Origin of the sequence: Armatimonas rosea (assembly GCF_014202505.1) — a bacterium.
Classification (GTDB): Bacteria; Armatimonadota; Armatimonadia; order Armatimonadales; family Armatimonadaceae; genus Armatimonas; species Armatimonas rosea.
This window is the reverse complement of record NZ_JACHGW010000003.1, coordinates 778,531-793,853: the sequence shown is the minus strand read 5'-3', so window position 1 is coordinate 793,853 and position 15,323 is coordinate 778,531. Positions and strand designations below refer to the sequence as shown.

Genomic DNA, 15,323 nt, shown 5'->3' with positions numbered 1-15,323 from the left:
CGAGGAATTGTCATTTAAATGGGTTCTTGAGCTTGTCGTAGATACGCTGCTCTAGGTGCTCCAGCGAGACCTCGCCGGACATGAGCCGCCCGACCAGCTTGGTGCCCGCGGGGTTCTTGACACCAAGGCGGTAGGAGAGATAGGGCGTCTTATGAAACACCTTCCCGACCCGGAGTGCGGCATCGAACTCGCCGGCAAGCTCCTCGCGGACGGCCGCGGTGTAGCTCTGCGTGGTATTGCTCGCCAGGTGCTGGGCGGCGATATTGCCCGTGCGGACGGCGTACTGGATTCCCTCGCCAAAGAGCGGCTGGACGACTCCCGCCGCATCCCCGACCAGCAAGACGCGGCCGTCTTTGGTGGCGAGGGGCTCCATGCCGGTCCAGAACGGGATCGGGTGCGCCCAGAGCTTGGGAGCCTCCGCCCCCTCGGGGTAGGTCATCCCAACCGAGCCCAGCATCGTGTGGATCGCGTCCATGAGGATCTTGCCGACATTCTGCTCGGCCTTTGGCTGGCGCGGCACCAGCATCCCCGCTCCCACCGAGAGGTAGCCCGCCTTGGGAAAGATCCAGGCGTAGCCGTTCTTCACGGAGCCGTAGTCGAGGTAGCAGGCATCCATCAAGATCTCCGCTCCCCCGCTTGCGGAGGCGGGGGGGGCATAGGGGATCTCCACCTCGCGGGCAATTCCCCAGCGCTTGCCCAGCCGGAGCCCGACCCGTGCGCCCACGATCCCCTTAGCACCATCGGCCCCGACCACGTAGCGCGCTGTCCAGCTCTCGTCGCCTGCCGTGACCGTCACCGAGTCAGCCGCGACCGTGACATCGCTGACCTTGACGCCCAGTTTTAGCTCCGCGCCGGCGGCTTGCGCTTTCTCGACCAGGTAGGTATCAAAACGTGGGCGCTGCACCATCCAGACCTGTGCGGGCTCGCCGTTGCTACAGGTCATCTCCGCAAGCACGGGAGACTTTCCGCGCCAGGTGTGGCGTAGCTTGGTGACCGTCAGGTCGGCGAACTTCTCGGGCTCTAGCCCCTCCACATGGCGCACCAGCGACGAAGGAATCCCCCCGCCACAGGGCTTGTAGCGCGGCAGGCTGGGGGCACGGTCTACAATTAGGACCTTTAGGCCCAGCGCGGCGCACTTCCAGGCACAGGTCGCCCCGCCCGGCCCGGCTCCCACAACAATCACATCGTAAGTCATAAATTCAGCTTTGTTCCCCCGTGGGACGGGGGCTAGGGTTATCTCTCCAATGTTACCGCAAAGAGCTTGACCTTGGGATCACTGGGAAGGGTCACGGAGACGAGCTCTTTGGTGACCGGAACCGGGAAGATCACATGGCGAACCGTCAGCGCCCCCGCCTGGTCCAGCTCCGCGTGGCGCTGGCGCGGCGTGAAGAAGGCCACGGCATCGTCGGCACCCGCGGGTGTGGCGATATCCCGCAGGACACGGGTTCGGGTCTCGGTCGTGCCGTCTTTGTAGCGTAGCACCACACTCAGGTTGCGCTCGCTCCCTCCGGTCGCGGTGGCGGCTATGTGGATCGCAAAGAACTTCTCCTTCGGCACCGAGAGGGTCTGCCCATTGCATGCAATCACGTTCTTCACGCCGTCGGTGGTGACACCGTAGCGGAAGACAATGCTCCGGGCCGCAACCGATGAGATATCCGCGGAGTAGCCCGACGGGTAGAGCAGGTTCCCTTGGTTCAGGCCGTAGTGGTCCGAGGGGAACCACTCCGCGGGGAGGGTCAGGCCCGTACCATCAAGGTCCCCGTCGCGCGAGCGCTGCTCACTGGCAACCCCATCGGTATCGAAGAGAGAGGTGAGATCGAGGGGCACCTGACGTCCCCCTGTGACCATGACCGGAACCTGGAGCATGTCCCCCGTGCGGCTAATCGGGTGCATGGGGAAGATCACCTCCGGCGGGCGAAGCGCAAAGAGCCCCAGAACATACCGTCCGGGCCGCTCGGGAACGGCGATCTCCGCGGTCACGTCGATGGCCTCACCAGGGGCGACCTCTCGGTCGATAAAGGCATTGAGGATCGCGCGGCCTTGGTTCACCCGGAGCCCATCGGCTTGGAACCAGCGCCCAGTCACGGCGACCTTCCCCTTGTTCCAGCGCTTCAGGCCACGGTTGATGAGCGTGACCCGCACCGAGATGGTCTTCTCCGCCTCCACACTCGACGGTAGAGAGGCATCGGGGGCAAGGCTAATTCGTGCATCGTCCTCGCCGGGATAGAGCGCCACGCGCTCCTCGTAGGCACCTTGGACGGGCGTGGTGGACGATGTCCGGGCCAGTGCCCAGCGAATCCGGTAGCCGGTCTTGCGCTCATCGGGGGACTCTAGGCGGCGCTCGGGGTAGGCGGGCTCTAGCGGGACACCGTCTTTTCCGATCAGCTCCACCACGGCGGGGAGATCGGCCCAGGTTCCGGGCTTGAGCGACTCCCCGACGGGGGTCGCCCCCGACGAGAGCACTTCTTTCCCATCAGCAGTGAGGATTTGGTAGAGTAGCTGCGCCTCACCGGGGGGAAGTGCCTCCTTGCCGAGCCAGCGCAGGCGCACGGTCGCGGGGAACTTCCCGCCCATCCGCAGGAGCGGTGTCAGGGTGGTGGAGGCGATCTGAACCGTGTCCTCTAGCTTCTCCTCCACACGCACCGGGACCGAGATTCCGGTCCGTTCCCCAGGAAGAAGAAGCTCAAGATGCAGCTCGTAGCTCCCCGCGGGCAGGGGCTTTCCATCAGCCAGCACGGTTGCGATTCCCAGGGTGACAGTCGCACCAAAGCCCGGAAGAACAGACTCCCGCAGCGGCACGCGCACCGGCCCCTCCGCAATAGGCTTGCCGTCCTGGAACCACCGGTAGCCCACCTGAATGGCATCGTCGAGCGTGACCGCCTTCCCCCCAATATTGGTCAGGCCGATCGGAAGCGCAGTCAGGGTTCCTGCGGCGAGCCGTCGCGGTAGGTCGAGCGCCCCGAACTGGAGCTGCGCAGGCTTGGTGGTATCGGGCACCGTGGCGAGGCGGCGGGTGAGCTCGACATAGAAGTCCCCGTACTGACGTGAGGGCGCGAGCTCGGTGGCGCGGGTGAAGTCGTTCCAGGAGTCCAGAACCACCCAGGGCTCGCCGCTCTTGCGAGCGCTCTCCCACGACTTCGCGTAGGTCTCCCCGCTACGGCGCGCCACAAAGGGCTCCTGGCTACCAGGGGTCACCGTGGCGAAGGGGAACCCGATCCCCAGGCTCACGCCTTGGGCAAGCCCACCAAACTCCGCCGCGAACTTCTGGCGCACCTCCTCGATCACCTCCGGAGTGAGGTCACTGGAGTCGGAGAGGAAGACCGGGTAGACACTGACGCCACCCACGCGGACGGTCGCCCGCAGCTCCGGGGGAACCAGGGCAAACCAGCGGCGCAGGGCGAGATAGAGATCCCCCTTCACCTGGGAGCGGTCCAACCAGAGCCCAAGAAGTGGGGTTGCCTGGCGCTCCTGCTGCATCTCACGGCAGGCCGCAACGAGCACGGTGAGTGCCTTCTCCTCCATCGGTCCGGTCGCCACATCGGGGCTCCCGAGCTGGGTGAGCGCGACCTCCACCCCAGCCCGGCGGAGCTGCGCCAGCTCGGTGCGTGCCCAGCCGACCCGGTCGGCGGAGTACCACGGACCAAACCCATTGGCGGGCTGGTCGGTCGGGACGAAGGTCCCCGTCGAGCCAATCACCCCCTGAGGAGGAAACGTAATCTTGGTGGTATCGCCCTGGTAGGCCAGCGAGAGACGTGCAAAGAGCCGCCTCTCCCGGACACCGTCTTTGGGCAGCGGCGGCGCGGTCAGCGGGCTGGAGTCCACCGGAACAGGCACAAGGGGAGTGGTCCCCCCTGCGGCCGGAGCTGCGGGGACGGGAAAGCGCAGCGCCACCCCAGGCCACTCCCCGATCTTCTGCTCACCGTCGATAAAGGGTGCGGTAGCGGATGCCTGAAGGGCGAGTGTCCCAAAACTCTCGGGCTTATCGAGGGCGGCTCCGGCGGGGAAGAGCGCGGCGGCGGCCACTCCCTTCTTGCGGACGGTCGCGGCGTAGGCGATCTTGGTGGTTGCGGCAGCCTTGCCCTCGACTCCGAGCGCGGCCCAAGGGATCGCCAGCTCCACGGTGTAGCCCCGATCGACATCATCGAGGCGGTTGAGGGTTCCCTGCCGCGTGACCCCATACTTGATCGTGAAGAGCGGCTTGGGAGTCCCGTTCTCTAGAAACGAAAAGCCCCCCGCCACGGAGACCAGCATCGCGCGCACGGGCTCGTTGCCGATCTTCAGGTAGAGCCCCACTCCGTCGTCGTCCTCGATTCCCTTGGCCATGGGCTCCTGGTGCACCCCAAGGAGCTGGGCATCATCGACCTGAAACGCGGCGTAGAGGTAGTTGTTGTCGTAGGTGAAGCGCGCCTCGGCCTGGGGAGTGGGAGCGGGCGGGGTCTGGGCCAGGACAGCACCCGGCAGGAGCAGGGCGAGGGCCGCCGCGGCGGCAAGTGTGTTCTTGAGCATAGTCATCCGCTTAGAGAGTACCCGATTGCGGAAGGTTACAGGAATCCCCCCGATCAGAACGGGGGGGCTAGAGAGCGCGGCGCAACAAAGGCCGGGTACCCTCTAGAGCTCGCGGCGGCCTTCGAAGGCTTGGATGAGGGTGGCTTGATCGGCGTAGTCGAGGTCGCCGCCGACGGGAACGCCGTGTGCGATTCGGGTGATCTTGGGGCCAAGGGGGCGCAGGAGGTTGGCGAGGTAGATCGCCGTGGCATCGCCCTCGACCGTGGGGTTGGTGGCGACCACGATCTCTCGGACCGTGCCGCCGGTGAGGCGTGCGAGGAGCTCACGCACCTTGAGCTGGTCGGGGCCGATCCCTTCCATAGGCGCGAGGACACCACCGAGGACATGGTACTTGCCGCGAAACTCGCTCATGCGCTCCAGCGCCATCAGGTCGCGCGGGTCCGAGACCACACAGATCGTGGCATCGTCGCGGCGGGGATCCCGGCAGATCTCACAGAGCTTCTGGTCGGTGAAGTTGTAGCAGCACTCGCAGTAGCCCACGGCGGCCTTGACCTCCGTGATGGCGTTGGCAAGTGCCCGCGCCTCGTCGTCGGAGAGGCGCAGGACATAGAACGCCAGCCGCTGCGCCGACTTGGGACCAATTCCGGGGAGTCGCTCGAACTCGGCGACGAGCCGGGCGAGCGGCTTGGCGTACTGTGCCATGGTTTAGAACAGACCGGGGATATTCAGACCGGCGGGCATGAGCTTCTGCTGCTCGGCCTCACGCTGCTCGGCCGCCTTGTCCAGGGCCGCATTGACTGCGGTCAGCACGAGGTCCTGGAGCATCTCGGCGTCCTTGTCTTCCAGCACGCTGGGGTCGATCGTGATGCTCATGAGCTTGCCATTGCCATCGACCACCGACTTCACCGAGCCACCGCCCGCGGAGCCGTCGATCCGTGCCGCATCGAGGCGCTCGGCCATCTTCTCGGCATCTTCGTACATCTTCTTCTGGACCTGCTGGATCATGGCGGCCATCCCGCCCATGTTTCCGCCGCCACCCAGGCCGGGGAAGCCCCCACCCTGCTCTTTCTTCTTGCCAAACATATTTGCCATAGGGTTCTTATCCTTCAACTATCTCCCCACCAAAGGTGGAGAGAATCTCTTGCACCAGCAGCTCGGAGAGGGCCTGTGCCTTGTACGAGCCGGGCTTCGCGACCGCCGCGACCTCAGGATCGAGGGCACGTAGCTCCTCAGACAGATCGGGGGGCGGTGCAGGTTCCGCTTGGGCTGCTCCAAAGCGTGTGTTATTCCAGCTACTCTTTGGGGCGGGAGCCTCCGAGACCCGCGGAGCGGGTGTCGGGGGGGTCCAGAGCGGGGCATCGGTGCGGGTCTGTTCGAGCTCATCGTGGCCGAGTGCCTCGATCTGTGCGAGGGGGTCGCGCCGGACGGTCTGCCGAGCAACGGTGCGTAGTAGCGGCGGCGGGACATTCTCCGAGAGCGTAAAGCGCACCGGCACGGTCCCCAGGTCGGGAGCCAAGACCTTGGCGAGGAGCTTGCGAACAAACTCCTGCTGCTTGGGCGCGTTCATCATGTCGTAGTTCATCCGCGCCGTGAACGAGAGTACCACCGTCCGCCCCTCGACATCCACAGGAGTCGCCGCCGACATCATCACGCTGGTCTTCTTGGAGATCTTCTCTGCCTGGGTAAGAAACGCCGGCCATGCCCGCTGCACCGCGGCAAGCGTGATGCGCGGGTCCGCGAGCTCAAGCTCGGGTTCCGGTTCCGGAGCGGGCGCCGGTTTCGCGGGTCGCACGGGCTCCGGCTCAGGTTCTAGCTCTGGCACGCGGACGGGCGGTGCGACAGAGACGGATTGTGGGGCCAGGCGGCCACTGCTGGTGCCAAACTCATCGTCCGGGAGCGGCGGGTAGTCATCATCGAGCGGAGGCGGCATCTCGTCGTCGTCGAAGAGCACCACTTTCTCTGCGGGTACGACTTTCTCCGCTGGCTTAGGTGCAGGCTCCGCGACCGGATCGGGTTTGGGTGGCGCGACCGGTGCCGGTGCTGGAGTCGGTGCAGGTGCCGGGGCGGGAGCATCCAGGTCAAAGAGGCTCAGGCCATCGTTCTCCGGCTCGGGTGGCGCAGCGGGCCTCTGCGGCTCCGGGGCGTCGTCGAAGAGTGAGAAGCCAGACGGGGCGGGCGGCACCGCAGCAGGGACGACAGCAGGCTCGTCGTCGCCTTCGTCGTCGAGCTCGGGGACAAACTCGTCTTCGTCGTCGCCCGCCGGGAGATCATCGGAGAAGTACCCCGCGCTCAGGCTGGGTGCTTCCTCGCTACGCTCCAGCGCGGCCTCCAGAACGGGATCAAGACTCTCGTCCTCATCGTCCTGCACAGGCTCCGGCTCAACGACGGGGGCAACAACGACGGGGGCAACAACGACGGGGGCAACAACGACGGGGGCAACAACGGGTGGGGCAACGACAACAGGGGGCGGAGCGGTCGGTGCTTGGGTAGCGGGCGGCGGGGCAGTGGCTTGCGGCGCGGCGGCGACTTGCTGGGCGAAGACAATCGGGGCGGTGGCAAAGGGCTGGTCGGGGGCCTCGCCGATCGTCATGAGCTTCAGGAAGGTCAGCTCGGTGAGCAGGCGGTGCTGGTTGTTCCAGCGGGTTTCTCCCTGCGCCTCGTTGAGGAGGTCGATCGCCTTGAGAATCTGCTGGGGCGCGAAGTGCTTCACCTGGCCTTGCAGGCGCACGACATCCTCTGGGGCGAGCTCATTAGCGGCGGCGGGTCCGCCCACGGCGACGAGTAAGAGATCGCGGAAGTGGCCGGCGAGGGTCTTGAGGAGGGTCCGCGCCTCCTTCCCCGAGTCCAAGATCTCCCCGGCAAGCGCCAGGACTCCCGGCGCATCGCGGCGGGCGACACAGTCGGTGACCCGCGCGAGCTGCTCGGTATCGAGGGTTCCTAGGACGCTCTCCACCGATGCCGCCGTGATCTGTTTGGGGGCAAAGGCAAGCACTTGCTCTAGAAGCGAGAGTGAGTCACGGTAGCTTCCCTCGGCACCACGCGCCACGAGATTGATAGCATCGGGGGTGTAGGCAACCCCCTCACAGTCGAGGACATACTTCAGGCGCTTGGAGATATCTAGAAGCGAGCCGCGCTTGAAGTCGAACTGCTGGCAGCGGGAGCGAATGGTGATGGGAATCGACTGCGGCTCGGTGGTGGCGAGGATAAAGACAACGCCGGGCGGCGGCTCCTCCAGGGTCTTAAGGAAGGCATCCTTGGCATCGCTGGAGAGCTGGTGGGCCTCGTCGATAATGAAGACCTTGTAGCGGAACTCCATCGGGCCGTAGCTGACCTGCTTGCGAACCTCCTCGATATCGGCGACCCCACGGTGGCTGGCGGCATCGAGCTCGATCACATCGATACAGTTGCCGGCCGTGATCTCTTTACAGGCATCACAGGCGTTGCAGGGCTCCGCAACGGGGCCCTTACCGCCGGAGAGACAGTTGAGCGCCTTGGCGAGCAGGCGTGCAATGGTGGTCTTGGCCGTCCCGCGTGTCCCCGTGAACAGATAGCCGTGGGCGATCCGCTCCGACGTGATAGCGTTCTGGAGGGTGCGCACCACATGCTCCTGCCCGACCACGTCGGCGAAGGTCTGGGGGCGGTACTTACGATAGAGCGATTGATAGGCCATGAAGCGGGTTTATTGTACCACCCGTACACTCACAAAAGAGCTCGCGCGGATCGGGACGCGGAGGGTCTTTCCGTCAAAATCTACCCTCCCCCCGACAGGGCTCTCCATGAGGTCGGTGAGGGTTGCGCGTGTCCCAAAGCCCTCCGCCAGAGTCACGACTGCCTCCGTGTCTTGCCCATCGTACTCCACGAGGCGCAGGATCACGCCGTTGCCGTCTTCGGCCTTTTTGAGGCTGGTAAGCACCACACTGGGGGTCTCCACCGACGCAAAAGACTTCGAGAGCGGCCCCGTCCCCTCCTGAACGCCCGCCGGAAACGCGATCAGCGGGTGGTTGAACGCCGCGCCCATCCGGGTCAGGTCCGACGCGTCCACGGCGCGGTCATGGAAGACCATCGAGTAGCGGATCGTGTGCTTGCAGACCTCGGGCGCGTGATCGGGGTCGTAGCTTGAGCGAATGACGCGCATCGCCAGATTTCCCCCCTCGACCATGAAGCCGTACTTAGAGTCGTTGAGGAGCGTGAAGCCGCCCTCATCGAGGGGAACATGGGTATAGCGCAGGCCGGGCACTTCTTCCCCATCGCTGTCCTCCCGCACGACACTGCCAAACGGGGTCTCGAAGCGAATCGGCAGCCCCTCGTAGCCATCGAAGGGGAAGTGGACCCGCAGGCCGGGAATCCCCCGCTCCGGGTCGCCGATCTCGCGCCAGTCAATCTCCGCGGTCACGTCGACGCGTGGCGCGAAGCCATGGATCAGATACTGAACCTTGATCGTGCTCTTCGTCCCTGGCACCTTGAGGCTCTGGTGGACCACATAGGCCATGCTCGTCCCGCTCGGGTAGCTGGTCCCCCGGTTGCGCGTCACCCCATGGACATGGTGCCCTGAGACCGTCACTGCCTGCGACTCCACCGAGCCGCCCAGGACCCACGCGGTCATCCCACGCGGCTGCTCGCGGGTCAGCTCCCACTCGCCCAGGCTCTCAAAGTCCCCCTCCAAGAACGTGATCCCACTCTCCTGGTGGTGCACCTCGACCAGCCCGCCTTTGTAGCGGTCGAAGCGCAGCATCCCAAAGGGCGTCTCAAAGACATCGCGGGGCAGGGCCTTGACCTGAGGAACCTCGACCGTGACCTTGCCCTCACAGAGCGCGTAGGTCTTGTAGCCCGTGGCGGGGACATTTTGCGCGAAGAAGAGCACATCGACATAGCTATGCCCCCAGTCATCGCCGCGGGTCAGAAAAAACGTGGGGTGGTTGTTGGCATGCTCGTCCCGCGCGACAATGCGCCCCGGCTCAAAGCCCGTGTCGTAGAGGCGCACGGTGACCGCCTCGGTGCGGGGCCAGGCGCAGGGGTTGTAGACGACATAGGGCCGGACACTCCCGCCCCCCGCCGACTTGGAGAGCCCCGACTCCATCGCCCCGATCCCCGCGCCCGCACCGCTACCAAACTCCCCGAGCGTCGCCGCACCTGGGGCGAAGATCGCCGTGTTCAGCCCGCTCGCCAGTGCCTTCCCCGCCTCGCGCTTGATCGCCCCCGTGATCGCCCCGGTCTCCTGGAAGAGCGCCATCGCGTGCTCACGGGTCTGGCGGACACCCGAGCCGGGCAGGATGTCATGAAACTGATTGAAGAGAATATTGATCCAGGCCTCGCGCAGGGACCCCCGAGAGTCCCGGCCCGTGATCGCGGCGAGGGTCTCGGCCTCGACACAGTAGTTCTCCCCAAATCTATTGGCCTGCGTGATGAGGGTCTGGGTCGTGTAGCAGCCGGTGAACTCGTAGTTGAGCTCGTGGTCCAGCACGGGGAGGTGCGAGAGATCGCCCGCCGCCACTCTCTCGTACCAGCCCTTGGCCGTCCCAAAGGTGACGCTCGGGTAGATCGGCCAGGTAGCGGTCTCTTGCAGGTACTCGATCTCGACACGGGTGGGGCCGCCACCGTGGTTGCCGATCCCGTAGACATTGAGCCAGTCGGTGAGCTGCGTGTCTCGGAAGAACTCCACGGCGGGCAGGGCGATATTGTCCCCGATATTGACATAGGAGTTGTACCAAGTGGACTCTTTATTGACCAGCACCCGCGAGCCATCGGGGCCTTGCCACCAGAAGAGCTTGGGACGCGGAAACTCGCCCGTGACCGCATGGTCAAAGCCCCCCCCGAGGCGACAGGCGTAGTAGAACTTCACCCCGCCTTGGGCCAGGATGGTCGGGATCGTGTTGGCGTGGCCAAACGTGTCCGGCTCCCAGTCCAGCGGCAGGTCTGCGGCGTCGAGGCCGAACTTCTCCTTGGTGTACTGCCGTGTGTAGAGCAGGTGCCGCGCGAGGCTCTCGCCACTCGCCAGGTTCTTATCGCCCTCCACCCAGTGCACCGCGGTCACCTCCCAGCGCCCCTCGGCGATCCGCTGCTGGATCTCGGCAAAGAGCTCGGGGTGGTACTTCTCCATCAGCGCATAGACCGATGCCTGGGACTGGGAGTAGGTCAGGCTCGGGTACTCGCGCATGAGCTGGAGCACGGACTGGAACGTATCGTGGGTGGTCGCCACGGTCTCCTGCCACGACCACATCCAGTTCATGTCGATATGCCCATGCCCCACGCAGTGGATCGTGTAGGCCTTCGCCGCCACCCCGATCGGTGCCAGAACCGCCTCCGCCTCAGCGACCGCCTCAGCAACCTCGCCCGTGCAGCCCTCGACAATCGCGGTTGCGTGCTCAATCAGCGCGGGCCAGTGGGTGTCTCCGGTCAGCGTGGCAAAGGCACGAGCGAAGTCCAGCTCACAGGAGATGCGCCGTAGGAGCGTCTTTGCGGCTTCCACAGGCTGCGCGGCGACGCGCAAGAGACGAGGTGAGGTCATCGGGTCCATGCCCTACGGTTCGTCACAGCCCCACAGTCGTCCTCCTCACGAACCAGAAGTCAGAGGGAGTTTTTCACGCTTCTGCCGAGCATGGTACTCAAACTCCTCAATATCTTCTTCAAGATTAAAGACAGTCGCCTGCGTTGCCCAGCGACAGTGTTTCTCCCAAGCATCCTCTGTTGGAGGTAAAGAGGCAAGGTATTCCTTCAGGCGCATCGCTCGAAGAAGTGCCGCATCGCGTTCCGCTTCCGTTTCGATAGTCATGATCTAATCTCCAAGACAACGGTCCTTTATTTTATCCGATGACCAGAATTGTGCGCTACAATGTCCTCCGTGCTTAAAGACTTCTGGGCGTCCAAGCGCCTTATTGGAATGGTACACCTCGGGCCACTGCCGGGGAGCCCGCGGGATCGCGGCGACTTCGCGGGCGTGCTGAGCCGCGCGGACGCCGATGCGCGGGCGCTGGTAGCCGGTGGCGTGGACGCGATCATGGTGGAGAACTTCTTCGATGCTCCCTTCGCCAAGGATAGCGTCCCACCCCACACCCTCGCCGCGCTCACCCGTGCGGCGCTAGTGGTCCGTGAGGCGGCCCCAAACACTCCACTGGGGATCAACTGCCTGCGCAACGATGCTAAAGGCGCACTGGCGATCGCTCATATTGTCGGGGCGCAGTTTGTCCGGGTCAATGTCTGGGTGGGCGCGGCGGTCACCGACCAGGGCATTATCGAGGGCGCGGCCCGTGAGGGGATTCTCTACCGCAAGCAGCTCGGGGCCGAGCACATCCAGATCTTCACCGATGTCTTTGTCAAGCACGCCGCGCAGCTCGGCGATGGCACCCAGACCATCCAAGATGCCGCCAAGGACGCCGTGCTTCGTGGCATGGCCGATGCGCTGATCGTCAGCGGCAGTGCAACCGGCAGCGGAACCAGCGTGTCGGATGTGGCGGCGGTCGCCCAGGCAGTTCCGGGAGTCCCCGTCTTGGTCGGAAGCGGCTTTGGCGAGGCAACCGCGACCGCGCTACTTCAGGCCGGTGCGGCAGGGGCGATCGTGGGCAGTAGCTTAAAAGTGGGTGCCGTGGACTCGCCCGTCGATCCCGAAAAAGTCCGCGTGTTGAAAGCAATCATGCGATGAACAGTAAGTTTAAAAAGTGGTTTTTAGAGGGCTATGTCTCGAATGTCGAGGGCGCCTTTGAAGAAGAGCACGAGCCAGGACACAAGCCCCATCCCTGGTGGCAGGTCATGTGTCTGACGGGAGTCGACTACTTCTCCACTCTGGGCTACCAGCCCGGAATCGCCTTCCTCGCGGCAGGTGCGATCTCCCCCATCGCCACCATTGTCCTCGTGCTCCTCACCCTACTGGGAGCCTTCCCGATCTACCGGCGTGTCGCACAAGAGAGCCCCCACGGTGAGGGCTCGATCTCGATGCTGGAGGCGCTCCTCAAGAGCTGGACCAGCAAGATCTTTGTGCTGATCCTGCTGGGGTTTGTGGCCACCGACTTCATCATCACCATCACCCTCTCCGCCGCCGATGCCGCCGCCCACGTGCGAGAGAACCACTTTGTCGCGCACTTCATGGAGCACAACCCGACACTCTGGCAGGTCGGCATCACCTTGGGACTGATCCTGCTGCTGGGGGCGGTCTTCCTGCGTGGCTTCAAAGAGGCGGTGGGAATCGCGGTGGTGCTGACCCTGACCTACCTCACTCTCAATGCCATCGTGGTCGGTAAGGGCGTCATGCTCCTGCTCTCCGACCTCCCCAAGCACCAGGCCGACTTCCAGGCCATGCTCATGGCGGCGGCCCCTGCGCTCTTTGGCAAGCCCTTCGCGGTGCATGGCAGTATCGGGCTGATCCTGCTCGCTGCGCTCGGCCTCTTTCCCAAGCTCGCCCTGGGGCTCTCGGGCTTTGAGACAGGGGTTGCCGTCATGCCCTTGGTGGAGGGCGGCAAGGACGATACCGAGGCCAATCCGGTGGGACGGGTCGCCAATACGCGCAAGCTGCTCCTCTCCGCTGCGGCGATCATGAGTATCTATCTCATCGCCTCCAGCTTTGTGGCCGCGCTCCTTATCCCCGCCCATGAGTTCTACCCGAAGCTGGTCGCGGAGAAGAGTGTTGAGAAGAGCCAGCTCGCAGGGATGAAGAACCAGCCCGCGGGAACCGTCCTGATGTCGGTCCACCCCGACAGCGCCTATGTCAAGGAGCCGGTCTGGACAGTCGCGGTCCCCATCGAGAAGTACCTCAATGGCGAGAGCGAGATCGATGTCCAAGTGCCCGTCAATGGGATGGACACCGACATGGTCCATGTGCACTTTGAAGACGATAAAGACAAGCCGGGCTTTGTCAAGATCAGTGCACTCAAGAAGGGCGGCAGTGCCAATGGCCGTGCTCTCGCCTTTCTCGCCCAGAAGTTCTTCGGGGACGGCTTTGGGACCCTCTACGACATCTCGACCATCCTGATCCTCTGGTTTGCCGGGGCCAGCGCCATGGCCGGCCTACTCAATATCGTCCCCCGGTATCTCCCCCGCTACGGCATGGCCCCCGAGTGGACCCGCGCCAACCGGCCCCTCGTGGTGGTCTACATGGTCCTGGCGGTCGTCGTGACCCTGATCTTCCAGGCCGATGTCGATGCCCAAGGCGGTGCCTACGCCACAGGAGTGCTGGTGCTGATGACCAGTGCCGCGGTCGCGGTGACTATCGCAGCGCACCGGGCGGGCCAGAAAGGGCTCAAGGTCGCCTTTGGGGTCATCACGGCGATCTTTGCCTACACCACGGTGATCAATATTGTCGAGCGTAGCGATGGTCTCAAGATCGCGAGCTTCTTTATCGGGGTGATTATTATCCTCTCCCTGATCTCCCGTGTCTGGCGCACCACGGAGCTCCGTGTCGATAAGATCGAGTTCGACGAGAGTGCGGAGCGGATGCTGGTGGAGATGGCCAAGCAGGGTGAGGTGCGCTTTATCGCCAACCACCCCGATGAGCGCGATGCCGCCGAGTACTCGACCGCGATCCGCGAGGCCGCCTGGACCCACCACTTCGGAGAGGCCGAGCGCTGGGCATTTCTCGAGGTCTATGTCCCCGACTCGTCGTCGTTCTCCTCGACCCTACGGGTGGAGGGCGTGGATGTCGGAGGCTTCTGGGTGCTGCGCTGCCACGGAGTCGCGGTTCCCAATGCGATCGCCGCAGTCTTGCTGGAGGTGCAGAAGCGCCACAAGCGCCGCCCGCATGTCTACTTCAACTGGATCGAGTCCAACCCGATGCTCTTCTTGCTGCGCTTTGTGATCTTTGGGGAGGGCGATATCGCGCCACTCACCCACGAGATCCTACGCCGCAACCAATCGGACCCCAGCAAGCGCCCGATTGTCCACGCGGCCGGCTAGTCCCGCACCGAACCACCACCATAGCCCAGCGCGAGCATCACGCCGCTGGGCTCGTGCTCTAGCCACCAGACCATCGGGTCCGCAGCGCGGGTGGGAAGCGCCTTCCCGCCGGTTAGCTGGAGCTGGAGCGACTGCCGCATCCCCGCAAGGTGCGGTGCCTCACTGGCAACCATCATCAGGGAGAAGTCTGCTGCAGGTGTCAGCGCCGGCCCCAGATCGAGTGCCTTCAGCCGCGCCATCAGGTCGATATTCTCCGAGATCTCCGGGAGGGGTGGGATGGGAGTCGTACTCGCCTCGGTGGCACTGAGCCGCTCCCTCCAGAGGTTGAGCGTGTCGGGGTCGAGGCCCTTCAGGAGCTCCAGCAGCGGCCGGTTCCTGGCCTGCCAGAACGCCGCACGCGGAGGAACCAAGAGGGTGAGTGCCAGCCCGTTCTCCGCCGGGAGCCGGTACCCCAGCACCTTGCCATCGCGAAGGTGGTGTACCGCGCCCGTCAGGTTGACAGTCGCACTGAGGCGCAAGAGCAAGCGCAGCGGAAGGTTGCCTTCGTCGGTGACCACAGGCACCCCATAGGTCTCTTGGGCTCGTCGCATGAACCCTGGGGAGAACGCCCGTTGCCCACGGCTGAGAAGTGAGGCCTCAAAGTTCACAGGGCTGGTACTCACAAGGCTACGCAGGAGACGAATCCGGCGCTCGCGCTCGTCCTCGCTGAGCTTCTCATCGGTCTCCAAGGCGCGGCTCAAGCCCTGGCGTGTCGCCCCGGATGCCACACTCTTGAGCATGGTGAGCGGTAGATAGAGTGCGGGCGGGGCAAGCGTAAAACGTGCCTCACTCTGCTGTTCTGCGACCGAGGCGAGTAGCCGAATCCCAAAGTGATTGACTGCGTGAAACATTGTTTCCCCCTGCTCCATTAAATATCCATTATTTGGCTAGTTACTTCT

The 15,323-nt window shown here is 64.4% G+C and carries 10 protein-coding genes; 2 read left to right on the top strand and 8 right to left on the bottom strand.

The features are described 5' to 3' along the window. Nucleotides 1-10: 10 nt before the first annotated feature. From HNQ39_RS18630 to HNQ39_RS18600, 7 genes are all read right to left on the bottom strand, one after another. Nucleotides 11-1,195, bottom strand: coding sequence for a geranylgeranyl reductase family protein (locus tag HNQ39_RS18630; RefSeq protein WP_184199948.1), 1,185 nt, complete (start codon nucleotides 1,193-1,195; stop codon nucleotides 11-13). A gap of 38 nt (nucleotides 1,196-1,233) precedes the next feature. Then, nucleotides 1,234-4,512: a DOMON domain-containing protein gene (locus HNQ39_RS18625; protein ID WP_184199945.1), complete on the bottom strand. Its 3,279-nt coding sequence runs from the start codon at nucleotides 4,510-4,512 to the stop codon at nucleotides 1,234-1,236. Nucleotides 4,513-4,608: 96 nt separating this feature from the next. Beyond that, nucleotides 4,609-5,208 carry a recombination mediator RecR gene (gene recR, locus HNQ39_RS18620; RefSeq protein ID WP_184199941.1) on the bottom strand — a complete coding sequence of 200 codons (600 nt, stop codon included), beginning with the start codon at nucleotides 5,206-5,208 and terminating at the stop codon, nucleotides 4,609-4,611. Nucleotides 5,209-5,211: 3 nt separating this feature from the next. After that, nucleotides 5,212-5,598: a YbaB/EbfC family nucleoid-associated protein gene (locus HNQ39_RS18615; RefSeq protein WP_221290115.1), complete on the bottom strand. Its 387-nt coding sequence runs from the start codon at nucleotides 5,596-5,598 to the stop codon at nucleotides 5,212-5,214. Between the two features lie 7 nt (nucleotides 5,599-5,605). After that, complete coding sequence (gene dnaX / locus HNQ39_RS18610; RefSeq protein ID WP_184199938.1) at nucleotides 5,606-8,176, bottom strand: DNA polymerase III subunit gamma/tau; 2,571 nt, start codon at nucleotides 8,174-8,176, stop codon at nucleotides 5,606-5,608. A gap of 9 nt (nucleotides 8,177-8,185) precedes the next feature. Then, nucleotides 8,186-11,011, bottom strand: a complete 2,826-nt coding sequence (locus tag HNQ39_RS18605; RefSeq protein WP_184199936.1) for a glycoside hydrolase family 38 N-terminal domain-containing protein — start codon at nucleotides 11,009-11,011, stop codon at nucleotides 8,186-8,188. A 45-nt stretch (nucleotides 11,012-11,056) separates the two neighbouring features. Then, on the bottom strand, nucleotides 11,057-11,275 hold the full coding sequence (locus HNQ39_RS18600; protein ID WP_184199933.1) for a hypothetical protein: 219 nt from the start codon (nucleotides 11,273-11,275) through the stop codon (nucleotides 11,057-11,059). A gap of 69 nt (nucleotides 11,276-11,344) precedes the next feature. Here HNQ39_RS18600 and HNQ39_RS18595 point away from each other — a divergent pair, with 69 nt between their 5' ends. Both HNQ39_RS18595 and HNQ39_RS18590 read left to right on the top strand, forming a co-directional pair. Then, on the top strand, nucleotides 11,345-12,142 hold the full coding sequence (locus tag HNQ39_RS18595) for a BtpA/SgcQ family protein (RefSeq protein WP_221290114.1): 798 nt from the start codon (nucleotides 11,345-11,347) through the stop codon (nucleotides 12,140-12,142). Beyond that, complete coding sequence (locus HNQ39_RS18590; protein WP_221290112.1) at nucleotides 12,139-14,385, top strand: hypothetical protein; 2,247 nt, start codon at nucleotides 12,139-12,141, stop codon at nucleotides 14,383-14,385. Before HNQ39_RS18595 ends, HNQ39_RS18590 begins: the two co-directional genes overlap by 4 nt. Here HNQ39_RS18590 and HNQ39_RS18585 read toward each other — a convergent pair. After that, complete coding sequence (locus HNQ39_RS18585) at nucleotides 14,382-15,275, bottom strand: serpin family protein (RefSeq protein ID WP_184199927.1); 894 nt, start codon at nucleotides 15,273-15,275, stop codon at nucleotides 14,382-14,384. The genes HNQ39_RS18590 and HNQ39_RS18585 overlap by 4 nt on opposite strands. Nucleotides 15,276-15,323 lie beyond the last annotated feature (48 nt).